The organism is Nonomuraea sp. NBC_00507 (assembly GCF_036013525.1).
Taxonomy (GTDB): Bacteria; Actinomycetota; Actinomycetes; order Streptosporangiales; family Streptosporangiaceae; genus Nonomuraea.
Map to the genome: position 1 here is coordinate 486656 of NZ_CP107853.1, position 25656 is coordinate 512311.

General features: G+C 68.5%; 30 protein-coding genes, 1 tRNA gene and 1 riboswitch. Of the genes, 9 read left to right on the top strand and 22 right to left on the bottom strand.

The window, feature by feature from the left end:
- Positions 1–4 precede the first annotated feature (4 nt).
- Positions 5–2155 (bottom strand): phage tail protein, encoded by a 2151-nt coding sequence (locus tag OHA25_RS02530; RefSeq protein WP_327586013.1) that lies wholly within the window; start codon positions 2153–2155, stop codon positions 5–7.
- Between the two features lie 111 nt (positions 2156–2266).
- On the opposite strand from OHA25_RS02530, the gene OHA25_RS02535 reads away from it, so the two are divergent.
- Positions 2267–2587 carry a hypothetical protein gene (locus OHA25_RS02535; RefSeq protein ID WP_327586014.1) on the top strand — a complete coding sequence of 107 codons (321 nt, stop codon included), beginning with the start codon at positions 2267–2269 and terminating at the stop codon, positions 2585–2587.
- A gap of 79 nt (positions 2588–2666) precedes the next feature.
- Here OHA25_RS02535 and OHA25_RS02540 read toward each other — a convergent pair whose 3' ends face one another.
- The 4 genes from OHA25_RS02540 to OHA25_RS02555 all read right to left on the bottom strand — a co-directional run bounded on the left by OHA25_RS02540 (position 2667) and on the right by OHA25_RS02555 (position 6032).
- Positions 2667–2897: a hypothetical protein gene (locus tag OHA25_RS02540; protein ID WP_327586015.1), complete on the bottom strand. Its 231-nt coding sequence runs from the start codon at positions 2895–2897 to the stop codon at positions 2667–2669.
- Positions 2898–2902: 5 nt separating this feature from the next.
- Entirely contained in the window at positions 2903–3340 is a 438-nt protein-coding gene (locus tag OHA25_RS02545) for a hypothetical protein (protein ID WP_327586016.1), read from the bottom strand.
- A 1026-nt stretch (positions 3341–4366) separates the two neighbouring features.
- A complete protein-coding gene (locus tag OHA25_RS02550) occupies positions 4367–4759 on the bottom strand; it encodes a nuclear transport factor 2 family protein (RefSeq protein WP_327586017.1) in 393 nt (130 codons plus the stop codon).
- A gap of 523 nt (positions 4760–5282) precedes the next feature.
- Positions 5283–6032 carry an SDR family oxidoreductase gene (locus OHA25_RS02555; protein WP_327586018.1) on the bottom strand — a complete coding sequence of 250 codons (750 nt, stop codon included), beginning with the start codon at positions 6030–6032 and terminating at the stop codon, positions 5283–5285.
- Between the two features lie 146 nt (positions 6033–6178).
- Here OHA25_RS02555 and OHA25_RS02560 point away from each other — a divergent pair, with 146 nt between their 5' ends.
- Entirely contained in the window at positions 6179–7021 is an 843-nt protein-coding gene (locus tag OHA25_RS02560; protein ID WP_327586019.1) for a helix-turn-helix transcriptional regulator, read from the top strand.
- 1 nt (position 7022) lies between these two features.
- Here OHA25_RS02560 and OHA25_RS02565 read toward each other — a convergent pair whose 3' ends face one another.
- Positions 7023–7364: a hypothetical protein gene (locus tag OHA25_RS02565; RefSeq protein ID WP_327586020.1), complete on the bottom strand. Its 342-nt coding sequence runs from the start codon at positions 7362–7364 to the stop codon at positions 7023–7025.
- Positions 7361–7918 (bottom strand): hypothetical protein, encoded by a 558-nt coding sequence (locus tag OHA25_RS02570; RefSeq protein ID WP_327586021.1) that lies wholly within the window; start codon positions 7916–7918, stop codon positions 7361–7363. Before OHA25_RS02570 ends, OHA25_RS02565 begins: the two co-directional genes overlap by 4 nt.
- Before the next feature lie 20 nt (positions 7919–7938).
- On the opposite strand from OHA25_RS02570, the gene OHA25_RS02575 reads away from it, so the two are divergent.
- On the top strand, positions 7939–9498 hold the full coding sequence (locus OHA25_RS02575) for a hypothetical protein (RefSeq protein WP_327586022.1): 1560 nt from the start codon (positions 7939–7941) through the stop codon (positions 9496–9498).
- Here OHA25_RS02575 and OHA25_RS02580 read toward each other — a convergent pair.
- The 4 genes from OHA25_RS02580 to OHA25_RS02595 all read right to left on the bottom strand — a co-directional run bounded on the left by OHA25_RS02580 (position 9472) and on the right by OHA25_RS02595 (position 11470).
- A tRNA-Thr gene (locus OHA25_RS02580) sits at positions 9472–9544 on the bottom strand. The genes OHA25_RS02575 and OHA25_RS02580 overlap by 27 nt on opposite strands.
- Positions 9545–9583: 39 nt before the next feature.
- A complete protein-coding gene (locus OHA25_RS02585) occupies positions 9584–9814 on the bottom strand; it encodes a transposase (protein ID WP_305914662.1) in 231 nt (76 codons plus the stop codon).
- Positions 9815–9892: 78 nt separating this feature from the next.
- The gene (locus tag OHA25_RS02590) at positions 9893–10417 is read right to left on the bottom strand and encodes a C40 family peptidase (RefSeq protein WP_327586023.1); all 525 of its coding nucleotides are present in this window, start codon (positions 10415–10417) and stop codon (positions 9893–9895) included.
- A 45-nt stretch (positions 10418–10462) separates the two neighbouring features.
- Positions 10463–11470: a GH25 family lysozyme gene (locus OHA25_RS02595; RefSeq protein ID WP_327586024.1), complete on the bottom strand. Its 1008-nt coding sequence runs from the start codon at positions 11468–11470 to the stop codon at positions 10463–10465.
- 283 nt (positions 11471–11753) lie between these two features.
- Between OHA25_RS02595 and OHA25_RS02600 the strand changes: the two genes are divergently transcribed.
- Positions 11754–12698 carry an ATP-binding cassette domain-containing protein gene (locus tag OHA25_RS02600; RefSeq protein ID WP_327586025.1) on the top strand — a complete coding sequence of 315 codons (945 nt, stop codon included), beginning with the start codon at positions 11754–11756 and terminating at the stop codon, positions 12696–12698.
- Entirely contained in the window at positions 12679–13425 is a 747-nt protein-coding gene (locus OHA25_RS02605; protein WP_327586026.1) for an ABC transporter permease, read from the top strand. The genes OHA25_RS02600 and OHA25_RS02605 overlap by 20 nt, the downstream gene beginning before the upstream one ends.
- Here the strand turns inward: OHA25_RS02605 and OHA25_RS02610 are convergent, their stop codons facing one another.
- The gene (locus tag OHA25_RS02610; RefSeq protein WP_327590912.1) at positions 13426–13869 is read right to left on the bottom strand and encodes a hypothetical protein; all 444 of its coding nucleotides are present in this window, start codon (positions 13867–13869) and stop codon (positions 13426–13428) included.
- Entirely contained in the window at positions 13866–14300 is a 435-nt protein-coding gene (locus OHA25_RS02615; RefSeq protein WP_327586027.1) for a hypothetical protein, read from the bottom strand. The genes OHA25_RS02610 and OHA25_RS02615 overlap by 4 nt, the downstream gene beginning before the upstream one ends.
- Positions 14301–14348: 48 nt before the next feature.
- Here OHA25_RS02615 and OHA25_RS02620 point away from each other — a divergent pair, with 48 nt between their 5' ends.
- The gene (locus tag OHA25_RS02620; protein WP_327586028.1) at positions 14349–14864 is read left to right on the top strand and encodes an NUDIX hydrolase; all 516 of its coding nucleotides are present in this window, start codon (positions 14349–14351) and stop codon (positions 14862–14864) included.
- Here the strand turns inward: OHA25_RS02620 and OHA25_RS02625 are convergent.
- Positions 14841–15515: a flavin reductase family protein gene (locus OHA25_RS02625; RefSeq protein ID WP_327586029.1), complete on the bottom strand. Its 675-nt coding sequence runs from the start codon at positions 15513–15515 to the stop codon at positions 14841–14843. The genes OHA25_RS02620 and OHA25_RS02625 overlap by 24 nt on opposite strands.
- 52 nt (positions 15516–15567) lie before the next feature.
- The gene (locus OHA25_RS02630) at positions 15568–16179 is read right to left on the bottom strand and encodes a GNAT family N-acetyltransferase (RefSeq protein ID WP_327586030.1); all 612 of its coding nucleotides are present in this window, start codon (positions 16177–16179) and stop codon (positions 15568–15570) included.
- A gap of 8 nt (positions 16180–16187) precedes the next feature.
- A riboswitch (SAM riboswitch) is annotated at positions 16188–16278 on the bottom strand.
- Positions 16279–16413: 135 nt separating this feature from the next.
- On the opposite strand from OHA25_RS02630, the gene OHA25_RS02635 reads away from it, so the two are divergent.
- Positions 16414–17028, top strand: a complete 615-nt coding sequence (locus tag OHA25_RS02635; RefSeq protein WP_327586031.1) for a maleylpyruvate isomerase N-terminal domain-containing protein — start codon at positions 16414–16416, stop codon at positions 17026–17028.
- Positions 17029–17052: 24 nt separating this feature from the next.
- Here OHA25_RS02635 and OHA25_RS02640 read toward each other — a convergent pair whose 3' ends face one another.
- The 7 genes from OHA25_RS02640 to OHA25_RS02670 form a co-directional block, all read right to left on the bottom strand.
- Positions 17053–17412: a nuclear transport factor 2 family protein gene (locus OHA25_RS02640; protein ID WP_327586032.1), complete on the bottom strand. Its 360-nt coding sequence runs from the start codon at positions 17410–17412 to the stop codon at positions 17053–17055.
- Positions 17413–17559: 147 nt separating this feature from the next.
- Positions 17560–19125 (bottom strand): alpha/beta fold hydrolase, encoded by a 1566-nt coding sequence (locus tag OHA25_RS02645; protein ID WP_327586033.1) that lies wholly within the window; start codon positions 19123–19125, stop codon positions 17560–17562.
- Between the two features lie 185 nt (positions 19126–19310).
- Positions 19311–21062 carry an NAD+ synthase gene (locus tag OHA25_RS02650; RefSeq protein WP_327586034.1) on the bottom strand — a complete coding sequence of 584 codons (1752 nt, stop codon included), beginning with the start codon at positions 21060–21062 and terminating at the stop codon, positions 19311–19313.
- Between the two features lie 54 nt (positions 21063–21116).
- Positions 21117–21539 carry a hypothetical protein gene (locus tag OHA25_RS02655; protein ID WP_327586035.1) on the bottom strand — a complete coding sequence of 141 codons (423 nt, stop codon included), beginning with the start codon at positions 21537–21539 and terminating at the stop codon, positions 21117–21119.
- Positions 21540–21554: 15 nt separating this feature from the next.
- Positions 21555–22316, bottom strand: a complete 762-nt coding sequence (locus OHA25_RS02660; protein WP_327586036.1) for an FHA domain-containing protein — start codon at positions 22314–22316, stop codon at positions 21555–21557.
- A 201-nt stretch (positions 22317–22517) separates the two neighbouring features.
- Entirely contained in the window at positions 22518–23378 is an 861-nt protein-coding gene (locus OHA25_RS02665; protein ID WP_327586037.1) for a fumarylacetoacetate hydrolase family protein, read from the bottom strand.
- A complete protein-coding gene (locus OHA25_RS02670) occupies positions 23375–24226 on the bottom strand; it encodes a dioxygenase family protein (RefSeq protein ID WP_305914646.1) in 852 nt (283 codons plus the stop codon). Before OHA25_RS02670 ends, OHA25_RS02665 begins: the two co-directional genes overlap by 4 nt.
- A gap of 189 nt (positions 24227–24415) precedes the next feature.
- On the opposite strand from OHA25_RS02670, the gene OHA25_RS02675 reads away from it, so the two are divergent.
- Both OHA25_RS02675 and OHA25_RS02680 read left to right on the top strand, forming a co-directional pair.
- Positions 24416–25096 (top strand): FadR/GntR family transcriptional regulator, encoded by a 681-nt coding sequence (locus OHA25_RS02675; protein ID WP_327586038.1) that lies wholly within the window; start codon positions 24416–24418, stop codon positions 25094–25096.
- A 191-nt stretch (positions 25097–25287) separates the two neighbouring features.
- Positions 25288–25638, top strand: coding sequence for an ArsR/SmtB family transcription factor (locus tag OHA25_RS02680; protein ID WP_327586039.1), 351 nt, complete (start codon positions 25288–25290; stop codon positions 25636–25638).
- Positions 25639–25656: the final 18 nt, after the last annotated feature.

The window sequence follows — 25656 nt, forward strand, 5'->3', positions numbered from 1 at the left end:
CTGGTCATAGCCCTCCCGCCGCGAACGCCAGCCTGTTCAGGATGCGTTGGGCAGTGGCCTGACCGTCGCCGACTTCTGTGATCGACCAATGGTTGGTGATGTGGGTGTCACCACCGCTTCGACTGCCTCGGCCAGCATCGCCGTACAGAATGCGATCAAGGTTCACCTGTTCGGCGATCGCTCGCGCCCGCGCGGGCTTCGTCAGCGGCAAGACGACTTCGGGTCGGCGCCCCTCACCGATCATGGCAATCGTGGGGTGGGTGATGATGCCGCCGTCGGCGAACCCGGCGATGGAGGCGATGCCGCCGATGCCGGGGATGTTCCGGATGGACGACAGCGCCTCCCGGGCTTTGGCGAGCAGGCTTTGCAGCCAGCCGATCACGGTCTGGATCGGCCCCGACAGCGACGAGAAGGCGTTGCGCAGCGTGTTGACGGCGTTGACGATGCCGTTCCACGCGGACTTGAACACGCCGGCCAGGAACTGCCCCACGGGCCGCAGGACACTGTTGTAGAGGGTGCGGCCGACGGAGACGATGGCGTTGAACGCGCCGCGGACGGCGCCAGACAGCAGCCCGGACAGGGTCTGCCAGGCTGTGGTCAGCCCGCCGACGATCAAGTTGAGCAGGCCGGTCAGGATGTTGACCAGGAATCGGATCACGCCGGTCACGACGGTGACCGCGACCGACAGGACACCGCCGATCACCTGCGCCAGGAACCCGATCACCGCAGCGAGTGGCGGGACGATCACGTTTAGGAGTTGGGCGAGGAGCTCTACCAGCGGGACGATGGCCGGGACGAGGCCGGCGACGATCTGCGCGGCCAGGTCGGCGATGATCGGGATCAGCGGCAGGAGCGCCTCTACCAGCGGAAGAACCGCGACCAGCACCTGACCGAGGGCGCCGACGAGCTGGGGCAGGGCGGGCCCGGCGGTCTGCAGGACGGTGACGAAGGCTTGGCCGATCACCGCGGCGAGCTGGCCGAGCAGGGCGCTGATCGGGGTGAGGATCGGGGTCAACTGGCCGACCAGCGCGGTGATCACTGGGGCGAGGGCGGCCATCACCGCGGCCAGCGCGGTCGACACCGCGTTCAGGATCGGGGCGAGCAGTTGCAGCAGAGGCGTCAAGATTTGCAGGCCGGACGTGACGAGCTGGCCGATCACCGGCCCGAGCGGGGCGATGGCTGTTAGCACGCCGGAGATCGCCGTCGCAAACGAGGTCAGGGCGCCGCTGTCGGCGATCGTCGATATCGCCTGGCCGATCGCCTGGAACACGCTGATGACGCCGGGCCCGAGCGCCGCGATCGCGGGCCCGAGCGCGCCGATCGCCTCGACCAGGATCGGCCCCAGGATGGCCGCGAGCTCCGCGACCACGGGCGCGATCCCCGCCAGGCCCGTCGCAAGGGCGGCGAAGATCGGCCCAAGCTGGGAGCCGACCTCCCCAAGGGCGCGGAAGATCTCCACCAGCGCCTGCTGGCCCTGCGCCGACTCGACGAAGGCGCGGACGCCTTCCAGCGCGGAACCCAGGACGCCGAGCGCGCTGCCACCGGCGGACTGGACCGCGGAGAAGACGCCGCTGATGATCGCGACGACGTCGGCGATGATCGAGCCGAGCTGCTGGAAGACGGTGACAGCGCCCTGGATCCAGGCCAGCCCGTCCCCCGCGGCCGTGGCCCGCTCCAGGAACGCCGAGAAGCGGTTCAGCACGCCGTCGATGGCCGTGCCGAGCCCGTCGAAGGCCGGCAGCGTGCTGATCGCGAACCCCGAGATGGCCTGCAGGAGCCTGTCGATCGTGTCGGACCGGATCGACGCCAGCGTGTTGCGCAGCGTCGCGAACACGCCGTTCACGAGCTGGACGCCGGCCGCCGACCGAGCGAACCCGCTCACCACGGCGGCCAGCCGCCCGAACTGCGAGGCGACCGCCGACATGCCGGAGTTGAGCGGCCCCCGCAGGGAGGCGACAAGCCGCGTGATCTCGCCCTGCAGCGGGGCGAAGAATGCGCCCTGGACGGACTGGCGCAGCCCGTCGATGGCGGGTTTGGCGGCGCGCAGCTCCCGCGCGACCGATTGAGCAGCGGGCGCCAGCCCTTTGAGGGACTCCTCGAATTTGGCGGCGTCGTCGCCGAGCGCGGCCTCGAACGCGGCCGACATGCCGGCCACGGCCAGCCGTAGCGTGCCAATCGCCGCAGCAGGCAGCGCGGCGAGAATGCCCGCCGCCGGGGCGAGCGCGGCGGCCAGCCGAGCGCGGCATGCGCGGTCGAGGCCAACGTGATGGACAGGGCCGTCAGGGCGGCCGCGCCGGCGACGAGCTTGGACAACCCGCGCAGCGCGCCTGTCAGCGCGCTGGCGATGCTGGCGCCGATGCCGCGGCCGACGCCGAAGGGCGAGGGCTGCGCCCAGCCCTCGCCCTTCGGCGACGAAACGGCCCTTGGCGTCGTGCAGGCGGCCGTTGACATCGCGGACGAGCCTGTCGCCGACGTCTTTGCCGACGGTGCGGGTGCCCTGGTCAAGGGCGCGTTTGATGCGCTGGCCGAGGACACGCGCTTCGGCGACTACGGCGCCGTCGTCGAGCTCGATGCGGATTCTCGCTGATCCGACGATGTCGTCGGCCACCAGGCAACCTCACGACGTGCGTAGGTTGCCCGGCCCAGAACCAGCGGCGATCTCCAGACTACCGGGAGGGGTTTCGGCCACGGGCGTGCTGCGAGTCCTCAGCCGCCAGCTGCGCCATCAACGTCTGCACGTCCGCCATCGCCATACCGCGAGCTGCGGGACGGCCGCCGCGGCCACGCACAGCACCGCCCCCACCCACGGGTGGGGCGTAGAGGCGGGCCCGGTTACGCTCCCGCTCGGCGTCATCGCTCGCCGCCAGGTCCATGGCGGCCTCCGCCGCGGCGAGCATCGTCCTCAGCGGCCACGCGCGCGGGTCGACGCCTTGGAGCGCGAGCTGGCCGAGCCACGACTCCCAAGAGGCGGCGATGGAGTGGCAGAGCCGGAGGACGACCCAGTAGGGCGGCTCCCACCGCCGTAGATCTCGATCACCCACTCCAGCAGCTCCACCGGGATCCGATCCGGCAGCCGCATGCCGGCGAACAGCTCGGCCGACTCCGGCAGCATGAACCCGGCCAGGAACCGTCGTACCGCCGCCACGGCGGGTTTGAGCTGCTCGGCATTCAGCGCGGCCAGGTTGCCCAGGTCTACGCCCAGGTCTCGGTAGGTGGCCTGGAGTTCTTCGAGCATGTCGAGGAACTCATCGCCCATGACCTCGGGTCTCAGCAGCAGCTCGGCGTCGCCGATCTCGGCCACGTGGGGTTCGGTCTGGAGTTGGAAGGTCTTGCGCGCCATGGCATAGCTCCGCCGGTGAAGGGTTGCCCGGCCCATAACCAGCAGCTACGACCGAGAGCCTAGCGGAGCGCCTGTCCGCCCATCCCGATAACAGGCGGGGTCGGCAGTTATGACGGGATTATGACGGCCCCATGGTTGCCTATCAAGACGGGAAGGAAAACGAAAGGACGGGGGTAACATGCTCCTTCGGAGAACATTCGCTGGCGTATCGGCCGCTGCGGTCACCATGGCTGGAGTTATTGCATTAGCGCCTCCAGCAGCTGCTATTCCAAGCGGCTGCAGCGTTGAGGTATCGGGAGTATACGCGCACGGCCGGTGCACATCCGGAACGGGACAACATCGCGTAGGCGCAAGATGTACGGGATGGTTCCCGGGTTTCCCGGGATACTGGGCTGAATATACTCGATACGGATCCTGGACAAGCCCGAGAAGCACGTCGACTGCCAATTGCGGCAGTGCGATGTATATAAGCGAATTCGCGTTTTATGCATGGACCGAACGCCGTTAACGGGCGGCGGGGCCTGGCATGCGCTCGCCGGAGGCCCCTTCGGCGAGCGCCGACCTCGTCAGCTGCGTGCGGGTATCGGGGTGTCTGTAGGAGCCGTGCAATGGAGTACATGGGTTTGATGTTTGTCCAGGTCAGAAGGCTCATGGCGCGAGGGCTACGGCGAACCTTCAGGTAGTCGACGCCGGTATTACAAAGGCTGGTGACCTGCTCGAGCTCGAGCACCTGCCCCTGGTTGCGCCCGTCTTACCGACGCCCGGTGGCCGCCCAACGGCCGAGGCTCCCAGTCGAGAACCAACCCAGCCACTGCCACCACCAGAGGCGCCCTGTACCGCGCCCTTTCATGGGAATGCCCCTCGATCGGCAGGAGTAAGCAGCGTGGCGGGCTGGCGCATCAGACCCGGCCAAGGCCGGTAATAGATCCAGCTTGCCCAGCTCTCGAGTTCACCGGCGCCGACGGTAAGCCGAGAACATGCACGACGCGATCATCCGCGCCCGGCGACCCTGAAACTCGGGCGGCACTAGGGGCGTTGTGGCCACGTGAGATAGATGACCCGCCGGGAAATGCGCCAGCCGTCATCGGTGCGTCGCAGGTCGTCGGCGTAGACGACGCTGGCGACACCGCCGCCCTCCAGCAGGCTCAGACCTTTGGATCGGGCCCGCACCTCGTCGCCCGGGCCTTCCGACACGACGATGTTCGTCGTGTGGTGGGATTTCGCGTGTCCGGGGACGTTCAGGAAGGTCGCGATCGCGTCCAGCCCGACGACCGGGTCGAAGCCGAAGACGCTGCCGTCCCACATCGCGTCTTCGGTGAGGCATTCGCCGAGACGGTCCAGTTCCTGGTCGTCCATGATGTGCGCCCACAGAGCCAGGGCCCTGCTGATTTCGACGGTGTCTTCATTCGTGGGTTTCACGTTCGGCTCTCCATTTTGTGCGTTGCTGGATCAGGCCTTGGCGCCGCTCAGCATGGCCAGCACCTGGTCGTAGGCGCCGTTGGCCTCGGCGATTCTCTTCTTCGCCGCAGGGGCCTGGCGCGCCCGGCAGTCTCGACTATGGGGGTGTATCGGCGAGGCGGGAGAGGATCACATATCCATGGACCGACGATCCTCCCCAGCCGGCCACCATGGAGATCGTGCACAAGAAGGAGCTGCGGACCCTAGCGGGAGTGTCCTGGCTAGCTCGATTTCGCGGACGTTTTCCCAAGCCAGAGCCTGGACGGACGTATGACAGTCGTTCGTTCGTCCGTGGCCCTGCTCACGGCCGCCCATGACGGTGGCCTGTGCGGTGTAGAGCACCCGAGCGGGCGCGACCTCCGCCGTCGGTGCGGCTGGCGGCGGATCGCCTTCTCGAGTTCGCCGAGCAATGGGCGAGAAGTGCCCGGCGATCACAGCGAGCGTTTTCGATCTGCGTGGTGGGGCGTGGCCGTGGGGTGCCGGATCAGGCTTTGAAGCTGCTGAGCATGGTCAGGACCTGGTCGTAGGTGCCGTTGGCCTCGGCGTGTCGGGCGAACTTGGCACTTTCCACGACGATTTCCTTGGCGTCTGGTTGGGCATCCAGCAGTGTCAAAGTCTCGGTCAGGAACTCGTCCAGCGGCATGGCCTGCTCATTGTCCTGCTGGCCCATCAGTCCGGTCCGGACCGATGACGGGACCACCTCGATCACCTGGACGGGGGTGCCGGCCAGTTGGACGCGCAGACTCTCGGAGAAGGAGTGCAGGGCGGCCTTGGTCGCGTTATAGGTGGGGGTGGCCGGCAACGGCACAAAGGCCAGTGCCGAGGTCACGTTCAGGACGACGGCGTCGTCCTTGGTCACCAGGTGCGGCAGGAAGGCATACGTCATCCGGATCGGACCGAGCAGGTTGGTGGTGACATGGTCCTCGGCGGTCGGCAGGCAGGCCGGATCGAGCAGGTTCTCCGGCCGCTGGATGCCGGCGTTGTTGACCAGCACGTTGAGCTGGGGATGGCTCGCCGCCAGGGTGCTTGCGGCGCGGGTGATCGACGCGGGGTCCGCCACGTCCAGGACGAAAGTCTCGATGCCGGGGTGCTCGGTGGCGATCTGGTCGAGCAGGTCCTTACGCCGGCCGGCGACGATCACCTTGTTGCCGGCCTCGTGCAGACGCAGGGCCAGGCCGAGCCCGATGCCCGAGGTGCCGCCGGTAATCAGGACCGTGTTGCCGGTCATCTTCATGGGAGTTCTCTCCTTCGCTGGCTGCGGGCCGGTGAGCGCCCGCAGCCCCGACCGTAGGGGCGCCCGCGCGGAGGCGGGAGGGGAAGGTTTATCCATGGATCGGCGGTCCCTGGCTGGGCCGACGCAAAACGACGACAATGGGAGGCATGGACAGGAAAGAACTGGCGGAGTTCCTGCGTCGGCGGCGCGAGCTGCTGCGCCCCGCCGACGTCGGACTGGTCAAGGGTCCACGTCGGCGCACCCAGGGGCTGCGCCGCGAGGAGGTGGCCCAGCTCGCCGGCATGTCCACCGACTACTACGCCCGCCTGGAGCAGCAGCGCGCTCCGCAGCCGTCCGTCCAGATCACCACCGGCCTCGCCAGGGCCCTGCGCCTGACACTGGACGAACGCGACCACCTCTTCGCTCTCATCGGCCACAACGCCCCGGCTCGCTTCCATCCCTCCGAGCACGTCAGCCCGACCCTCCTGCGGGTCCTGGAACGCCTGAACGCCGACACCCCGGCCCTGGTGCTGACCGACATGGCCGAGACCCTCGCGATGAACCCGATCGCCACCGCCCTGCTCGGCGACCGGACCCGCCATACGGGCCTGGCCCGCAGCTGCTTCTACCGCTGGTTCACCGACCCGGCCGAGCGCCTGTACTACGCCGAAGAAGACCACCCGGACCACACCCGCTCCCAGGCAGCACGCCTGCGGGCCGCGCTGACAGCCGGCAGCGACGTCGACCGAGCCGCCTGTATGGTCGCCGAACTCCAGGAAACCAGCCCCGAGTTCGTCCGCGTGTGGGAACTCGGGGAGGTCGCCCAGCGCTATGAGGAGTCCAAGACCATCCTCCACCCCGACCTCGGCCGTATCGACGTCGACGCCCAGTTCCTGTGCACCCAAGACCGCACGCAGACCCTGGTGGTAATGGCCGCCCGCCCCGGCACCGACAGCCAGGGAAAGCTCGAACTACTCTCCGTCATAGGACAGCAGCAATTCGCCCCCTAGGTCAACCGAACACCTGCAGCAGCGCCTCTAGCAGGAACGGCCGCGGGCCCGCGCTTGCCCGCACGATGCGGCCGGTGCCGCGCCGGTACTCACGCCATCCCTTGTGGACCCACATCGCGTAGGCCACGGGTGCGACCACCTCGAACCGTGCCCCGGTCGGCCCTGGAGTGGGGCCCTGGGTGTGGATCGAGGACCGCAGCCGGCCGGTGTCGACCGGGGCCAGTTGCTTGGCGCGCGTCTCGACCAGGCGCACCTTGCGGTGCAAGGCGGCTACGAGGGGGCTGTCGGGCCGGTATGCCATGCCGCGCAGCGCCGCGGTGTCGATGCTCACCCGTACGCTCACGGCGACTCTCCGTCCGGGCAGCAGATGCCGGGCAGCGCCACGGTGACACGGGCCTCGACGCCCATGCAGCCGCCCTCCGGGGTGAGGATCCGGGTGCGGCCCATCACGTACCGGCGGCCGCGCCGGCCGGCGGTGGTGGGCAGGCAGCATTGCAGCGCGCTCAGGATGGTGACGGCGTCGACGTGCACGATCCGCGCGGCGGCCTCCAGCTCCTCGCATGAGGGCGGGCAGCCGCCCTCATCCTGCATCGGGGCACACCGCAGCAGCGTGATCACGAGTTCGGCGGCGAGGGTCAGTGCCGGGGCGCATCCCTTGACGCCGCGGACGTCACGGTCTTCCTCGGGGAAGGACGACGAGGGCCAGACTCTCTCCACGTTCACGGTGAGCTGCCCGCCGGCCTCGCTCGAGCAGGGGTCTTCGCACTGGTCGAACGCTGGAGCGCCGGCCGCTACGCATGTGCGGCACGGGCAACCGGGCTGGCCGTCCACCTCCGCCGCCGTACGGTCCAGCGCCTCGCACACGCATGCCAGGACGGCGGCGGCGACGTCGTGCAAGCCGAGTGCTCCTATGGCCATTGCTGCGTCCGCGGTCGTCGCAGGTCCGGGCTCAAGACGCGGCTGGGCGAGGCGAGCCCGTAGGGGTTGACGCTCCGGATCCACAAGTCCACTCCGGGGATGCCGGTGCGGCCGTCGGCGTAGATCTCGGCCAGGTCAGCCACGCCGGTTACGAGCGGGACGGCGTCCCCGCAGGCGCCCGCACCCGGCTGGCCACGCTGCTCGGCGACGCCGTCATCGAAGGGCTGATCGGCTCCAATCCGGCGCTTCGTCAACGTCACCGCGGCCGCCGCTCCGGCGTGCGTACCGCCGGCCGCCGAGCTGACAAACCGGTGCTGCAGCCGTTGCAGTGGTTGCAGATGTCGGAGCGGATCGGCGTCCTGTCCGGCCGTGACGACGAGTTCGTGCTGGGGCTGCTGCTGACGTTCGGCGCGCTGCGGTACGGCGAGGCCATCGGGCTGCAACGCCCGTACATGCGGCCCGCTGGGATCCGCGTCGACTGGCAGATGGAGGAGATCGACAGCCGCTGGTATGTGCTGCCGCCGAAGGACGACTCCAACCGCGATGTGGATCTCCCCCCGATGGTGCACAATGCGCTCACCCAGTTGATCGCGGCGCACCCGGAGCGGCGGTGCGCGTGCAGGTCGGCCAAGATTGAGGGGCAGAAGGAGCAGCCCTGCCAAGGTGGCCTGCCATGCATTTTCGTGGGCCCGAAGGGCGGGCATCCCCGCAATGGCAACTTCTCGTCCCGCGTGTGGGCTCCGGCCGCAGACGGCCGCTACCCGACCAGCAGTGGCGAGCGGCGGCCGGACACGCGGGCGGTGGCGGTGGAACTTGACAGCGCATGGCCGGGCGTCCCGGTTCCATCGTGGCCGCGAGCCGTCCCGGGAGTCCCCTACGAGCGGCCGACGCTAAATGGCTACAGCCGCCGGCCGCCCAAGCTAGGGGTGAACGTGGCGTCGTCGCGCGCGCAGTTGGTGGCGTTCGCGGTCGAGCAGGGCGTGCCGGAGGAGGAGGCGCGGGCGATGACCCGGCAGCTGATCATCGACCGGTTCATCCGCTCCCAGTATCTGACCGCGGACACGCCGGTCGCCTCCTGGTTGCCGATCCTGGACGGTCTCACGCCGCACCAGGTGCGCCACGCCCACAGCACCCTGTTGCACGGGCTGGGGACGCCGTTGCGGCTGCGGGACGATCGGATGGGGCATGTGTCACCGGAGATGCGGGGCATGCGGATGACGTACACCGACATCCTGCCGGAGTGGCGCACGCAGCTTCGGGGCGACCTTCAGAGGGTGGCTGAACGGACGTTGGCTGAGCGGGCATGGTTCGGGCTGCATTCGCCGGTGCGGATGCTCGACGCGCTGCTGGAACCGTTCCGGGACGGCCGTAGGAAGCCGGTGTCGCCGATGCCGACGCGGGCGAAGGTGATCCCGCTGGAGGGACGCAGCGGGTGGGCGGGACAGGGAGGTCCGCGCACTCACGGCGCATTCGATCAAAAAAGCCCGGCTCCGGAGATCTTGGAGTCGGGCGTCTTTCCTGTTCAGAGCGAGAGCCCCCAAACGGAATCGAACCGTTGACCTTCTCCTTACCATGGAGACGCTCTGCCGACTGAGCTATAGGGGCCTGTCCGTCGCTGCGGACAGGTGTAACCATACACGGCACTCAGCGATGATGCGAACTGGTGCCGGCCCTTACGATCTTCTCCGCCACCCGCCGCGCGGGAAGCTCGATGATCTCGCACAGATCGGCCAAATCGACGTGTCTGGCCACCTCCGCCACGGAGGAGCAGTCCGCGACGACCCATCCGTGCCGGCGCACCCGCAGCACCTGCCGCCCGGCCCGCACGGCGCCCACGACCTCATAGCCGTCGAGCCCGACCCATCGCCTTTCCATAGCGGCACAGAGTAGCCGCAGGGTCTCTCAATTTTTGCCACGCCACAGGCGTTACAGCCATACCGAGTCGGCAGGTCTTCAGAACCGGTAGAAGCCCGCGAAGTCCTTCACCCGCGAGATGTCGTCGATCCGCACCACGGCTCCGGTCTCGGGCGCGTTCATCATCTTGCCCTGTCCCAGGTAGATGCCGACGTGGTGGGTTTTGACGGTCTTTTTAGTGATTTTTCCGAAGAAGACAAGATCGCCGGGTACGGGCGCCGCGTCGACCCGCCGCATCCTCCGGACGTGATCATTGGTGTTCCCCGGCCCCAGCACGTCCTCCCCGTGCGCCAGCGCGTACACCCACCGGGCGAACCCCGAGCAGTCGAGTCCGCGGGTCTTCGCGGCCGGGCAGGGCTTGATCCGGCCCTTGTAGCCCGTGCAGGTCCCCTTCGACGGCCCCGGCCGCTCCGCGTGGCCGCCGCCCCACGAGTACACGATGTCGCGCCGCTCGATCTCGTACGCGATCTGCACGATCCTCGGCAGCACGCGCGTGGCGAACGGCATGGAAGCCGTGGCGGTCAGCAGGATCAACACCGCCGCCACGGCTAACCGCCGCTTCATCCCGTCCCCCTCCAGCTGCTGTCGGGCTCCGGGATTTATCCTGCATTATCCGGCTTTAAGAGTGAGCTTCACCGAACCAACGGCGACGTTGATGCCGACCGTGCCCTTGGACGTGCGCGGCTTGGTGGTGAACGTGAACGTCACCTTCTTGCCGCGCGGCAGGTCCGCGATCGCGCAGCGCACCGCCGTGCCGCTGTAGGTGCACCCCGGCGCCTTGACCACCCGCTGCCCGCCGAACGCCCGCCCGGACAGCTTGACGTTCGTGACGGGGTGCGGGCCGGTGTTGGCGACGGTGACCGTGTACGTCCTCCTGCTCTTCGCCGCCCCCGTCACCGACACCTCGGCCGGCGGGTTGGCCATGGCCTTGAGCTGGGATTCCGAGCCGTTGAACGCGTTACCGCCACCGACCAGCGGCCCCTTGTCCGCCGACTGCCAGAAGGTGTGCTTCTTCCAGCTCTTCGGCAGCTCCCCGGGATCGCTGCCCCACCGCGCGAGCCAGAGCGGGTTCGACTTGAACTTCGTGGAGTTGCCCGTGCAGGTCTGCCACCAGCTCGTCGTGGTGTAGATGATGGCGTGCCGGCCGGTTCGCGCGCGGTACCGCTTCGTGAAGTCCGTGAGCCAGCCGACCATGTCTTCCGTGGACAGGTCGTAACAGTTGTTCTTGCCGTTCCTGTCCTTGTAAGGGTTGTCCTCGATATCGAGCACCCCTTGCAACGTCTGGCCGTCGGCGATCCAGCTGCCGCCGTTCTGGAGGAAATAATCGGCCTGCGTTACCCCATCGGATTCGTGCGGTTGCGCGAAGTGATATGCCCCGCGGAACAGCCCGGCCGCCGCGGCACCGCTGAACTGGGCGTCGAATCGCGGGTTACGGTAGTTGGTCCCCTCGGTGGCATGGACGAACGCGAACTTGCCACCCCCGGAGGCGACGCCTGCCCAGTCGATGTCGCCGGTCCAATTGCTGACGTCGACCCCGGATACGCCATCGGCCGCCTCGGCAACCCCGCCACCCAACCCAAGCACCGCGATTACCGCGCATAACCAGACACGTTTCACGCCGGAGATCATTGCGGAGCTCGACACAATTCCGCAAGTCCGCTTCCTCCACGCCGGGGAACCGACGTCGAAATTTTTCGCCGCATTCGAAGAAACCGCACTTCAGAACCACAAAACTCGCGGTCGCCGGGATGTCACTCTGACGGCGTTTCCGCAGGTGAGGGCCGTTTATGAACGTCATGTTCGCGTTTGCCAAAGGCGGTTTTGGCTGCACAAACTTGGGTTCGACCCTCAATCGAGCCCCGACCTGGGGTTTCTTCGCCATGCCCGCAGGAGGCCGACCATGATCCATGCCCGGGGCCTGACCCGAGTGTTCAAGCTCAAGAAGAAGGAGACCGTCGAGGCCGTCCGCGGCATCGACCTCGACGTCGAAGCCGGCCAGCTCGTCGCGTTCCTCGGCCCGAACGGCGCGGGCAAGTCGACCACGCTGCGCATGCTCACCACCCTCCTGCCGCCCACCTCGGGCAGCGCCACGGTGGCCGGGCACGACGTGGCCAGGGACCCGGCCGGCGTACGCTCCCGCATCGGCTACGTCGGCCAGCGCAACAGCGCGGGTGAGGACTTCCTCGCCCGCGACGAGCTGGTCACCCAGGGCCGCTGCTACGGCCTGCCCGTCAGGGAGGCGGCGGCCCGCGCCGACGAGCTGCTCGACCTGCTCGACCTGACGCCGCTGGCCAAGCGCAGGCCGGGCACGCTCTCGGGCGGCCAGCGCCGCCGTCTCGACATCGCGCTCGGCCTCGTCCACCGCCCCGACCTGCTCTTCCTCGACGAGCCCTCGACCGGTCTCGATCCGAAGAGCCGCGCCGAGATCTGGCAGCACATCCTGCGACTGCGGGAGACGTACGGGACGACGTTGTTCCTGACCACCCACTACCTGGAGGAGGCCGACAGCATGGCCGAGCGGGTGGTGATCATCGACAACGGCCGGATCATCGCGGACGGCACCTCGGAGCAGCTCAAGAACGACCTCGCCGGCGACCACATCACGCTCACCACCAGCACGGAGGAAGAGGCGCGGCGGGCCGCGGAGATGGGCGGCGGCACGGCGGCGGGCACGACCGTACGCCTGCGGGTCGCCAACGCGGCCGCCGCCCTGCCCGAGTGCCTGCGCACCCTGGACGGAGCCGGCATCAAGGTCACCACGGCCGAGACCACCCGTCCCACCCTCGACGACGTGTTCCTCACTCTCACCGGGAGAAGCCTCACCGATGACGACATTCCTGCGTGACACCACCACCGTCTTCTCGCGCGAGTTCAAGCCCGCGCTGCGCAACCCAGCCGGGCTGCTGTTCGAGATGGGGCAGCCGCTGCTGTTCCTGTTCCTGTTCGGGTCGCTGCTGGACGGGGCGGTCGGCTCGTCGTGGCAGTGGTTCGTGCCGGGGATCCTCGTCATGATGTGCCTGACGGGGCCCATGTCCGCCGGTTACACGTTGCTGGTCGAGCTGATCGGCGGCTCGATGGAGCGCATGCTGGTCACGCCGCTGAACCGGACGGCGATGCTGGTGGGCAAGGCCATGAAGGCCATGATCGTCCTCCTGGTCCAGGCCGTGCTGATCATCCTGCTGGCGCTGCCGCTGGGCTTCGAGCTGCACACGGCGGGGGTGCTGGCCGGCCTGGCCCAGCTGGTGGTCTTCGGGGTCGGGCTGGGCGCGTTCTCGTTCGTCCTGGCCATCAAGTCGGCCCCGGGAGGCACGCTGTTCTGGATCGTCAGCCAGTCGATCATGTTCCCCCTGCTGCTCCTGTCAGGGGTGCTGCTGCCACTGGAGAGCGCCCCGGCGTGGCTGCGCGCGATCGGGCAGGTCAACCCGGTGACGTACATCGTGGACGCCCAGCGAGCCCTGTTCGCGGGAGACCTCGCCGCCCCCTCCATCCTGTACGGCACCGCGTCCGCCTGCCTGATCGCCGCGGCCGGTCTCTACCTGGGCAACCGCGCCATGCGCCAGGGCGTGGTCTGATCAAGGGCTGATCGCCAGGAACACGAACGCCGCGAACAACACCAGGTGCACCCCGCTCTGCATGAGCGTCGCCCGGCCGGGCACCACGGTGAGCGTCGAGACCACGTAGGTCAGGGCCAGCAGCACCATTTGGGTGCCGCCCAGGCCGAGCAGCAGCGGCCCTTCGAGCCAGATCGACGCCACCGCGATGGCCGGGATGGTCAGCCCGATGCTGGCCATCGCCGACCCGAGCGCCAGGTTCAGGCTGATCTGGACCTGGTCGCGCCGGGCCGCGTTGAGTGCGGCGATCGTCTCGGGCAGTAGCACCAGCAGCGCGATCACCACGCCCACGAAGGCCTGGGGCAGTCCGGCCGACGACACCGCCAGCTCGATGACCGGCGACTCGACCTTGGCCAGGCCGACGACCGACACGAGCGCGACCAGCAGCAGCCCGAGGCTGGTCAGCGCGGTGCGCCCGGACGGCCTGGGCGCGCGCTCCTCCGGGTCGAGGGGCGCGCCGTCGCGCTCGTCGTGAACGTGGGCAGCACCAGGCTCAGCGTGCTGAGCGTCGCCACGGTGGCGAGCGCCTTCCCCGTGCCCTCGGCGTTGAACACCGCGATCCGCCGCTTCATCGTGAGGGCGAGCAGGAACACTACCACGATGCCATTGCAGGTGATCATCACGGCCGCGAACACGGTGTCGCGGGCCAGCGACCCGGTCTGCGCGCCGCCGGTCATCATGAGGCTGACGATGAGCGCCACCTCGATCACCGTCATGGCCACCGCCAGCACCAGCGAGCCGAAGGGTTCCCCGACGCGGTGCGCGATGACCTCGGCGTGGTGCACGGCGGCCAGCACCGCCCCGGCCAGCAGAAGGGCCGCGACGAATGGTTTCACCCTGATAATGCCTTGACATCACGTTTTGGCGGGAATGAAAGTGACCTCGTGGCCCATGTGATCGCGACAAATACCGTGCCCTGGATCCCCGTGGCGCACCGCCTCGACGTCATGCTCTCCCGGACCGTTCCGCCCGCGGCGAGCACCACGTCGGCGTTCGCGTTCGTCGCAGACGGGCTCGGCAGGACCCTGATGACCTGCGTCGATCGGGAGGGGCGCGGCTGGGACATCCCGGGCGGCCACCTCGAGCCCGGCGAGAGCGCGATCGACGCGGTGGTCCGCGAGCTGCACGAGGAAACCGGCCTGCGCCTCCCGGCCGCCGCCCTGTCGATCTTCGCCTGGCAGCGTATCGAGCTCTTCGACGCCCCGCCCGCCGATTACCGTTACGCGTCGCTCACGTATATGGCCATGTTCCGCGCCGTCCTGCCGGGCCCGGGTGCCCCGACCCGCCCGCCGGCCGGCTCTGAGAGCACCCGCGCCGAGTGGCTGCCACGCGCGGACATCGAGCGCCTCTGCGGGCCCCGTACGTGGCTGACGCTGCTAGAGCGCGCGGGCTCGCTCTAGGTCTTTGCCGCGGTAGAGATGCTCGGGAATGCTGGCCAATGTGGACGGATGGACCTGCGCGCCCAACCCGTAGAACTTCTGGAAGCTCATGATCAGCGGCCGCCAGGCGTCGGGATCGATCCGGTCAACCGTCCCGGCCATCCTGATCTCTTCGTGCACCCACACCCGCTGGACCCGCACCTCGAACGCCAGCGTCCCGCCGTCGTCCCCCACCGGATGCACCGCCTCGACCACGGCCTCCATGCTGACCGGGCACTCGGCCACCCGCGGCGGCGCCACCGTCTCGGAAGGTGTGGCGGTCAGCCCGGCCCGCTGGAACTTGTCCGGCACGTACCGATATCCCCCCTCCCATTTGCGGTCCGGAACGGGATGGGCGCCGGTGGTGAGCGCCAGCCGGTCAACGGCGGTGGCGAGCGCGTCGGAGGGCAGGTTCAGGACGCATTCCCGCGTCCTGATCAAGTTGTGAGCCGTCTTGGCCCGTGAACCCAGCCCCAGCATCCCCCGCCAGCCGAGCCAGAAGGCCGACGACATGGGGGCCAGGTTGGGGGTGCCGTCCTCGTTCATGGAGGAGAGCAACACCACGGGCGTGCCGAAGTAGAGGATGTTGGGCTCGATCCTGGCATGCGGGTCCGCGTCGACGAAAATGCTCATGCGGATCAGTGTCGTGGCGCGTCAGGGGGGCCGCTGGCGGGTATCGGACCGCTCAGCGGCGGCTCCTGACCCGGGCGTTCAGGGCCGCTTTGACCTCCGGCCACTCATCGGCGATCACGGAGAAGACGGCCGAGTCCCGCACCTTTCCTTCCTCACCCGGCGCCCACGAGGGTGACCAATTCCGCAGCACACCTTCGAAGCTGGCGCCGAGGCGCTCGATCGCCCGCCGCGAGCGCGCGTTCCTGGCATCGGTCTTGAGATCGACCCGCACCACCCCGAGCGCCTCGAACGCGTAGGTGAACAGCAGCAGCTTGGCCTCGGCGTTGATCCCCGTGCCCTGCGCCGAGGCCGCCAGCCATGTCCAGCCCACTTCGATGGCCCGCAGCTCGTCCCGCCCCGGCCAGCTCCGAGGATCCCAGAACCCCGTACATCCGACGGCCCTGCCGTCCGCCACCCGCACCTGCGCGAACGGCGTCAGCCCCGCGCGCTCCCACTGGTCCCGCAGGTACTCCTCGATGTCCGCGCCTCGAGGCACCAGGGTGAACGTGTAGGCGGAGCGATCCTCCTCCGCCGCCCACGCCAGATCCGCCGCATGCCGCCTCGCCAGCGGCTCCAACCTGACCAGCGATCCGCGCAGCACGGGGACATCGAGCGACAGGCTCATCGAAACCCTCCTCATCGTTCCTGGCGTTGGCACCTTGCCGCTTCGGGCAGGTTGCCGGACCGTCACCGGGCCAGGTCCCTCAGATCCTCTGGATGACTATCGGTGCGGAGATGATGCCCGACTCCCGGGAGGGCCGTCAACGCGACGCCCTCTGGCGGAGCCGGGCAGCTCCGCGCCGTTCAGCAGCCGTCGCCCGCGGGAATTCTGTCAGTGCCGTGTGCGATGATCCCCCGCATGGACGGAAGCACGGTTCTGCAGACAGCAGCCGAATGCGAGAGATTCCTGCGTTCAGCAGCCGACAGGAGCTGGGCGGAAACCCCCATTCCCGGGATGGACTGGACCGCCGCACAGGCCGCGGCTCACGTGAGCGACTGCCTGCTGTGGTATGCCACTGATCTTGCCGCTGGAGAGCAGGAGCTCAGCACGACGGAGATCCATGTCCGTCCTGAGTCGAAGCCGGACGACCTCATCACCACGATGACCACATTCGCCACGATCCTGGCGCGGGTCGTCGACGCGACTGCGCCCGGGGCTCGCGGGTGGCATCCCTGGGGTCTCGCCGACGCGTCCGGCTTCGCCGCGATGGCCTGCGACGAGATGCTCGTGCACACCGCCGACGTCGGCGCTGGGGTCGGCCAGAGCTTCCTCCCTGCCGAGAAGCTCGCGGCGGCCACCGTGCGTCGCTTGTTTCCGTGGGCGCCGGCGGACACGGACCCGTGGGAGACGTTGTTGTGGGCCAACGGCCGCGCCGACCTCCCCGGTCAAGAGCGGCAGGTGGGGTGGAGATGGCACTGCGCCCCACTGACCGAATGGAAGGGCACCAACCCCAGCCGCCGAGTGACTCACTAGGCACCCGTCGCCGGTTTCCAGCACCTACATGGGCGTCTGGTGGAGGAGGACGACACGCCAGCCGTCCGGGGTCCGGCGGTAGACCGTCGAGGCGTACCACGAGGACGTCTCGTCGCCGGTCGTGCTCGTCAGTTTGTAGGCGACCACGGCTCCGGCGTCGCCGAGCGGTTTGACCACGACGTCGTGTGCCTGGTTACGCCGGTCCGGGTTTCCGCTTCCTTTGGCATACATGTCGAGAACCTGCTGCTTGGACACGATGCCGTAATTTCCCATGGCGACGAAGTCATCGGCGCAGTATTCCGCGAAAAAGCCCTCGTCGTAGGCCGCGTCGGCGTCCAGCATGCGCTGCTCGATTTCCGCCAGCGTCTTTTCGATGTCGCTCATGCCGTCCCACTCCTTGGTGAAGGTGCGGTCCAGGCTGCCAGGCGTACCTGACACCTCCCGACAGGTACGGCCGACGACAGCTCTCGTTCGGCGAGGTTTGGTGCTGAGCCGGTCCTGGCGACCGGCTCAGCACGGATCATCACCCGGCTATGAGCGGAGCGAGGACGCGAGCGAGCCGCCCCAGGGGAGCCCGTCCGTCGGCCACAACTCGGCCTGCCGCTTGAGCGTGTTCTCGACCCTGCCGCCCACGGGGCAGCGGAAGCCGTGCGGGGGCACGGTCAGCGAGATCAGGTAGTTGTCGATCGGCACCGTGCTGCACTCGTCCTTGCCGTAGATGCGGTGGCCCCAGCCCTCGTAGGTGAGGAGCACCGCCTTGGAGCCGAGCTGGCGGCCCACGTTGGCGGACCAGATCCACGGGGTGGAGGGGTCGTGGATCGAGTTTCCCAGCAGGATCGGAGCACTGCCCGTGTAGCGCAGCGTGTGCTGCGGGTTGGTGGTGGGGTGGTTGAGGCAGACGGGCAGGTCCTCGATCGGCATCGGGTTGAACCGCATGTCGGGTGCCAGGCGACCGGAGTTTCGCATGATCTCGGCGTACTCGTCATAGTTGCGCACCCGGAGGTTGTAGTCCTCGCAGAGAATCACAGTCGGCAGCTGGGCGACTTCTCCCGTCACGGGCTGGCGGCCGGGCAGCGGCGGCATCCACGACGGCGGCTCGCCACCGTCCAGGGCGCGAAGCATCTCGCTCAGCAGCTGCCAGGCGGGCCCCTCGGTGCCCAGCACGCCGTTCCACAGGACCTGCAGCTCGGTCATCGGACGATCCGTGACGCCCGGCCAGTAGAGCTCGCCCTTCTGCGCCTTGTCCAGCAGCCTCTTCCAGACCGCCCGGACGTCCTGCCCGTGCAGGGCGCAGCCGGGCTCCTGGTCGCACCAGCCGACGAACTGGTCGAAGGCGTCCTCGACGGCGAGCGCCTCGGTGTAGAGGAACGCCTTGACGCCGAGGCTGTGGTCCATGTTGCTGTCCAGGGCGAGAGCCCGGATCCGGTTCGGGAACATCTCGGCGTACATCTGCCCGAGCAGGGTGCCGTACGAGACCCCGTAGAAGGTCAGCTTCTCTTCGCCGAGCGCGGCGCGCAGGGCGTCCATGTCACGCGCGACGTTGACCGAGTCGACGTGGTCGTACAGGGGGCCGGTGCGGGCCCGGCAATCGGCGTGCAGCCTCTTGTTGTAGGCGGTCCACTTGTCGAAGTCGGCCTGGCTCTTCATGACGGCGTACGGCATCTCGTTGTACACCGACGCCGAGCAGATCACCGGGTTACTGCGGCCCACGCCCCGGGGATCGAAACCGACGATGTCGAACCGCTTCTGGATCTCCTCGGTGAAGAATCCGGGGGAACTGTAGGCGAACTCCACACCCGATCCGCCCGGGCCACCCGCGCCGAGCACCAGAGACCCGATCCGGGCGGCAGGATCGGTGGCCTTGCGCCGGGCGACGGCCAGGTCGACGGTGGGCCCGTCCGGCTTGGACCAGTCGATCGGGACGGTCAATGTGCCGCACTCGGCGGCAGGCTCCTCTTCGCAGGGCTGCCATGCGATGCCGCCACTCCCGCTGACCGCCGAGACACCGTTCTCAGCGGCCGCCGCGGCCGGCAAGACGGGTAACAGCACCGCCATCGCCATGAAAGCGGTGGCGAGCAGGGAAGATCTTCTTCGCACGTTGCTCCAATCGTTTGGTCGGTCGGCCGGCCCGCTCACGCGGCGCGCGGCCGATCTTCGATCATTCCCGGTCGGCGCCGCGCGCGGAGAAGAAATGGAAATTTCCTTCACAGCGACCGGGATCAGACTGGAAACATGGCGATGAGAACCGCAGGGGGCGGGGCTCGCACCCGGTCAGCCCTGTGTCAGGCGGACTCGCGCCAGCGGTTGGTGATCGGGAGGCGGCGGTCCTTGCCGAAGACCTTTGGTGAGATCTTCGTGCCGGGCGGGTACTGCCGCCGCTTGTACTCCGCCGTGTCCACCATCCGCAGGACCCACGTCACCAGTTCCGCGTCGTAGCCCGCCGCCACGATCGCCTCGCGCCCCTGCTCGCCGTCGATGTAGAGCGACAGGATCTGGTCCAGGACGGCGTAGTCGGGCAGGGAGTCGGTGTCGACCTGGCCCGGCCGCAGCTCGGCGCTGGGCGGCTTGCTGAGGGAGTTGTGCGGGATCGGCGGGGTCTGGCCACGCTCCAGCGCGGCGCGGTTACGCCACCGGGCCAGGGCGAAGACGGACGTCTTGTAGACGTCCTTGATCGGCGCGTAGGCGCCCACCGAGTCGCCGTACAGGGTGGAGTAGCCCACCGCCAGTTCGCTCTTGTTGCCGGGCGCGAGCACGATGTGCCCCTCCTGGTTGGACAGGGTCATGAGCACCATCCCGCGCAGCCGGGACTGCAGGTTCTCCTCGGCGAGACCGGTCAGCCCCAGCGCTCCCATGGAGGCGTCGAACATCGGCACGATCGGTACGGTCCGGAAGTTCAGCCCGGTGAGCCGGGCCAGCTCCGCCGCGTCGGCGACGGAGTGCTCCGAGGAGTATCGGGACGGCATGGCCACCCCGTGAACGTTGGCCGCCCCTACGGCGTCGCAGGCGATGGCGGCGACCAGGGCCGAGTCGATGCCGCCTGACAGCCCGGTCAGCACGCTGCGGAAGCCGTTCTTGGCGACGTACGCTCGCAGGCCCACGACCAGCGCGGTGTAGATCTCCTCCTCGTCCTCGAGGCGTGCGGCCTGCCCGCCGGGCGCCTGGACCTCGTACGGCGGCAGCGGCTCGGCCGAGATCGTACGGTGCTCTACCACCAGCCCGTCAGCGACCACGCCGCTCGGCGGTTCCTCGGCGGCGGCCGGGAGCTCCAGATCGACCAGCATGCAGCCCTCCTCGAACTGCCGCGCCCGGCTGATGACCTCGCCCTGAGCCGACACCACGATGGAGTCGCCGTCGAAGACCAGTTCGTCCTGGCCGCCCGTCATCGTCAAGTAGGCCAGCGTGCAACCAGCCTCCTGGGCGCGCTTGCGGACCACGTCCAGGCGGTCGTCGTGCTTGCTGAGCTCGTACGGCGAACCGTTGATGGACAGCAGCAGACCCGCCCCGGCGGCCCGGGCGGCGGGAGCCCGGCCGCCCTCCTGCCACAGGTCCTCGCAGATCGCGAGCGCGACATCGACGCCGTGCACCCGCACCACGGGGAGCGTGTTTCCCGGCACGAAGTAGCGGACCTCGTCGAAGACGCCATAGTTCTGCAGACGGTGCTTCGCGAACCGCAGGACGACGTCCCCCCGGTGAAGAACAGCGGCGACGTTCTGCGGCGCGCCGGCAGGCTGCCCGTAGCGGGGCCGCGCCTCGCCACGGTCGACGTAGCCGACGACCACCGGCAGTTCCCCGCACCCCTCGGAGACCAGTCGCTCCGCGAGCCCGGCCAGCGCGGCGCGGGTGGCGTCCACGAAGGAGGACCGGAGTGCGAGGTCCTCCAGGGGAAATCCGGTCAACGCCATCTCGGGGAACGCCACCAGGTGAGCTCCCTGCTCAGCCGCATGCCGGGTCCAGCGCACGATCGACTCGGCGTTCCCGGAGAGGTCGCCGACGGTCGAGTCGATCTGATACAGGGCGAGACGAAGTTGGGGCACCGGCCAACTGTAATCGTCACGACTACGGCAGCCTTCCGTCGGCCTCCCGGGCTGTCAGAGGCCGAGGAGTGCGATCACTCCCGCGCCCAGCGGGCCCAGCCACTGGGCGATCCGGCCCAGGGCGTCGACCAATGAGGTGCCCGCGTCGGCGAGCGCTCCGGCGCGCTCCAGTCCCGAGGTGAGCGCCTGGAGGTGGTCGGCCGCCTGCTCCCTGTCGGGCGTCTCTGCTCGCACCGCGTCCTCGACCGCGGACAGTTCGCGCTCGGCGTTCTGGCGTTCGGTCGCGGTCAGCCTCAGCTCGCCGAGAGCGTTCCTGATGGCCTCCAGGTCGGCGTGGAGACCCTGGTTCATGATCTGATTCCCGGCGACGCCGTGGAGGTCTCTCCCGGCGACCTGGTGATGCCCGCCCACGTATTGCGTGCCGCTCCCCGCGTTCACCGGCCCGGTGACATTACCGAAACGGAAGGTCTCCCCCATTACCGCCACCTCTCCCTAACGCCGCGGCCCACGCCGCCGCCGATTGCGCTCCTGCGCGCGCTTACGCGCAGCCTTGGACATGGACGAGCCGATCCCCGCGAGCACCCCACCGGCCACGAAAAGACCGAAACCCGTGGGCGCCATGGGAATCCCGGGCACCAATTCCTTTTCGAACGGATTCGAGAAATCGTTGGTGGTCACGAATCCGAAGATGAAGGACCCCCAGATGCCGAAGCCCGCCAGAGCGATCATCATGCCGAGGATCAGGAGGACGCGCCCGAACCCTCTCCCCTGGAATACCTCGTCAATAGGCTCATAATCGGCATTCACCTGAATGTCGTAATTGTCGCCATAGATGTCTCTGCCGGCCGACTGGTGATACCCGCCGACGTACTGGACGCCACTCCCCGCGTTCACCGGCCCGCGTACGTCCCCGAACCCGTAACTCGCCGGCGGAGCCGCCGCGGCACCCTGCACGAACCGCAGCTCCGCGTACCCTATCCGCAGCCGGTCCCCGTCACACAACACCTGACCACTGACGATCTTATGGCCGTTGACCCACGTCCCGTTCGTCGACCCGAGATCGTTGATGAGCACCTGATCCCCGGTCCGATCGAGCGACGCGTGCCGCCTGCTGACCCCGTCCACCTCTAACCGGATCCCCGACCCGTGCATGCTGCCGATCTCGGTGTGCCCACCGGGAATATCGAACCTGACCCCCGCCATCCCCCTGCTGACGACAAGCAGCTGCGGCTGAGAGTCCGAATATCCACCCATACGCACCACCCCTTGATGCCGGCAGAGTAATATCTTGCATCCTCTCCGTGAATGACGAACAGCGCCTTAACATAAATGATCAGCTCGATCTGATTACATTTCTATATGGAATGCAGAATCTCCATATAAGTCAGGTCCGATATTTCCGCAGTTTCCTATCCGGCACGGTCGCAAAAGTCCCGAAGCCGGGGTGCGGGATGCTCATGCGATGCCCTCGCGTCTCGGGGCGCGGCCGTCCGCTCCCACGATGGGGGTGCGGAGTGTGCCCAGCCGGTCGATCTCGACCTCCACGACGTCGCCCGCCTGCAGCAGCCACGGTGGCGTGCGGACGTAGCCGACGCCGTCGGGGGTTCCGGTGGCGATCACGTCACCGGGGTTGAGCGTTAGGGTACGGCTGATCAAGGAAAGCACCTCGCCGACGCCGAAGATCATGTCTCGCGTGTTGCCGTCCTGAACGACGGCGCCGTTGACCCTGGTCTGAATGCGGAGCCCGTCGCGCAGGTCGCCGACCGCGTCGGCGGTGACGATCGGCCCCATGGGGCCGCTGCGGTCGCCGTTCTTGCCCAGCGTCCACTGGGTGGTGAGCTTCTGGGCGCGGCGGGCGGTCAGGTCGTTGAAGGTGGAGTAGCCGAGCACGGCGGCGAGCGCGGTGCCAGGGTCCACATCGCACAGCGGCTCGGCGACGTACGCGGCGACCTCGCCCTCCCAGTCCAAACCGGGCTCCCCGGCCGGGACCGGCGCGGGCACGTCATCCACGCTGAGCGACGCCGTCCACCGGCCGAACAACGTCGGGTAGTCGGGCACCTCGAACGAGCCCTCCGCAGCGTGGGCGCGGTAGTTGAGCCCGACGCAGATCACCCGCGCGGACGGCGGCACCGGCGGTGCGAAACGCACCGACGCGACCGGCACGGCGTCGCCGGTGAGCCGGGCGGCCTTGGCCGTCCAGCCGCGGGCGTCGGCCCAGAAGCGCGCCACGTCGGTCACGATCTGGACGGTGTCGCCGTCCAGACGCGCGATGTGCACGATGTCGTCTCCGGGGAGCCGGACTCCGGCGAGCTTCACTGCCCTTCCTTCCAGTCGAGAGGCACCAGCTTGAGATCGAACTCGATCTCCTCATACGGACCGTCCATCTCCCAGCCCTCGATGCGCTCGCGGGGGTCGCAGATCAGCTCGTCCTTGACCGCGTACGCGGCGTCGGAGCCGAGGTAGGGGTCGCCGGCCAGGAACACGTGGGTGGTCAGCGTCCGGTATCCCGGGGCGGTGACGCGGTAGTGCAGGTGAGCCGGGCGCATGGGGTGACGGCCGATGGCCTTCAGCAGCCTGCCGCCACTGCCGTCGGTGGGGACCGGATAGCTGCTGGGCCGGATGGTGCGGAACCAGTAGCGGCCCTCGGCGTCGGTGGTGAACAGGCCGCGCAGGTTGCCGGTGTCCTGGGCGTCGTCCTGGGTGTCGTACAGGCCGGTGTCGTTGGCCTGCCACAGATCCACCACCGCGCCGGCCAGCGGGGTGCCGTCGCAGTCCAGCACCCGCCCGTGGACGACCGTGGGGACCGCCCGCTCCCGCTCGGGACCGAAGCTGATCCAGGCGCCGAGCTCACGCTCCGGCGCCGGCGAGTGGAACGGGCCCTCGACCGAGGATGGGGTCATGCTCTCGGGACCCTCGTTGTTGACGTCGTCCACGGCCGAGGTCAGGCCGAGCATGTCGGACAACAGGATGAACTCGTTGCGGACGGGGGTGCACATCTTGCCGGTCTCGATGAGGAAGTCGAGCCCCGCCAGCCACTCCTCGGGAGTGGGGCGCGCCTCCTCGACGAAGGCGTGCAGGTGCGTGACCAGGCCCCGGACGAGCTCGTTGAGCCGCGGGTCCGGTCCGTCGACCTGGCTGAGCACCTGATGCAGAAGGGCGGTCATGCGGCACCTCCGAGGTGGCTGAGCGGGAACACGGCGGTTTTCATCGCAACCCTCCTCGATGCGGGGCAAAATCCCTGGCCAGCAGGCTGATCGACGGGAATAAACACCCGGACGTTTAGGGTGTTATGTTCTCGCCGGAGCGTACCGCCCGACTGCCGGAATGGCTAGGAATCTGGTAGAACTGTTCGGGTGGTTAAGGCTGAACCTCTGACGCGCGCGGAGGCGCTGGCCGCAGACATCGAGTCGATGATCGTCGAACGCGGGCTGGGCGCCGGCGACCTGATCGGCACGATGGAGGAGTTCCGCGACCACTCCGGTTACGGGCGCGCGACCATCAGCGAAGCCGCGCGCCTGCTCAACGACCGCGGCAGCGTCGAGATCCGTCCCGGACGCGGTGGCGGCCTGTTCGTGGCCCAGCCCAACCCGATCGTGCGGCTGCGGCACACCCTGCTGACCGTGCGGAGGATGCCCACCACCGTGGCCGACGCCATCGCCGTACGCGAGGCGCTGGAGCCGCTGATCGCCACCGACGCGGCGCAGCACCGGAGCCGGCAGGACATCTCCGACCTGCGCCGGCACATGACCCATCTCAAACGCGCGACGACCAGCACCGACCGCTTCATGCGCGCCAACTGGGCCCTGCACGAGCGCATCGCCGAGATCAGCCCCAACCACCTGGCCAAAGCCGTCTACCTGAGCATGACCCGGTTCATCACCGAGATGTCAGAGCATGCCGATCCCGACGACAGCCGCAAGGAGGACTATCTCCGCCTGCGGCTGGAGGTGCACGCTGAGCTGGTGGACGCGATCATCGCGGGCGATGTCGCGCGAACCGTGGCGGCCGTCGAGCGCCACCATGCACCCTCGTGACGTTGATTCTCGTCCCCGATCAGGCCGCCGTACGCGCTGATTCGACAGCTCGCCACCATCTCCGCTTCCAGCGGCGGCAGCTGCTGCGGCTGAACCCAGCCCAGGGGGCCGCTGTTCGCGGTAGCCACGTTCGCTCTGGTCGTCTACCGGCGGCTATCATTTAGACAACTGTCGAAGCAGGAGGTGCCGTCGTGACCGCCACCGCAGGAGCGTGCTGCTCCCCGATCGCGCGCGAGCCGCTGTCGGAGACAGACGCCGCCGAGCTCGCCGCGCTCCTGAAGGCTGTCGCCGATCCCGTACGGCTCCGCCTGCTGTCCATGATCGGCTCCCACCCGGGCGGGGAGGCGTGCGTCTGCGATCTGACCGACGCCTTCGACCTCACCGCCCCCACCATCAGCCACCACCTGAAAGTCCTGCGTACAGCCGGGCTGATCGGCAGTGAGCGCCGTGGCACCTGGGTCTACTACTGGATCATCCCGCGGCAGGTCGCCCGGCTCGGCGAGCTGTTCACCCCGCTCGCCGAACCCGCCGTCACCGCTTGAGGCGTCCAGGCGCTATGC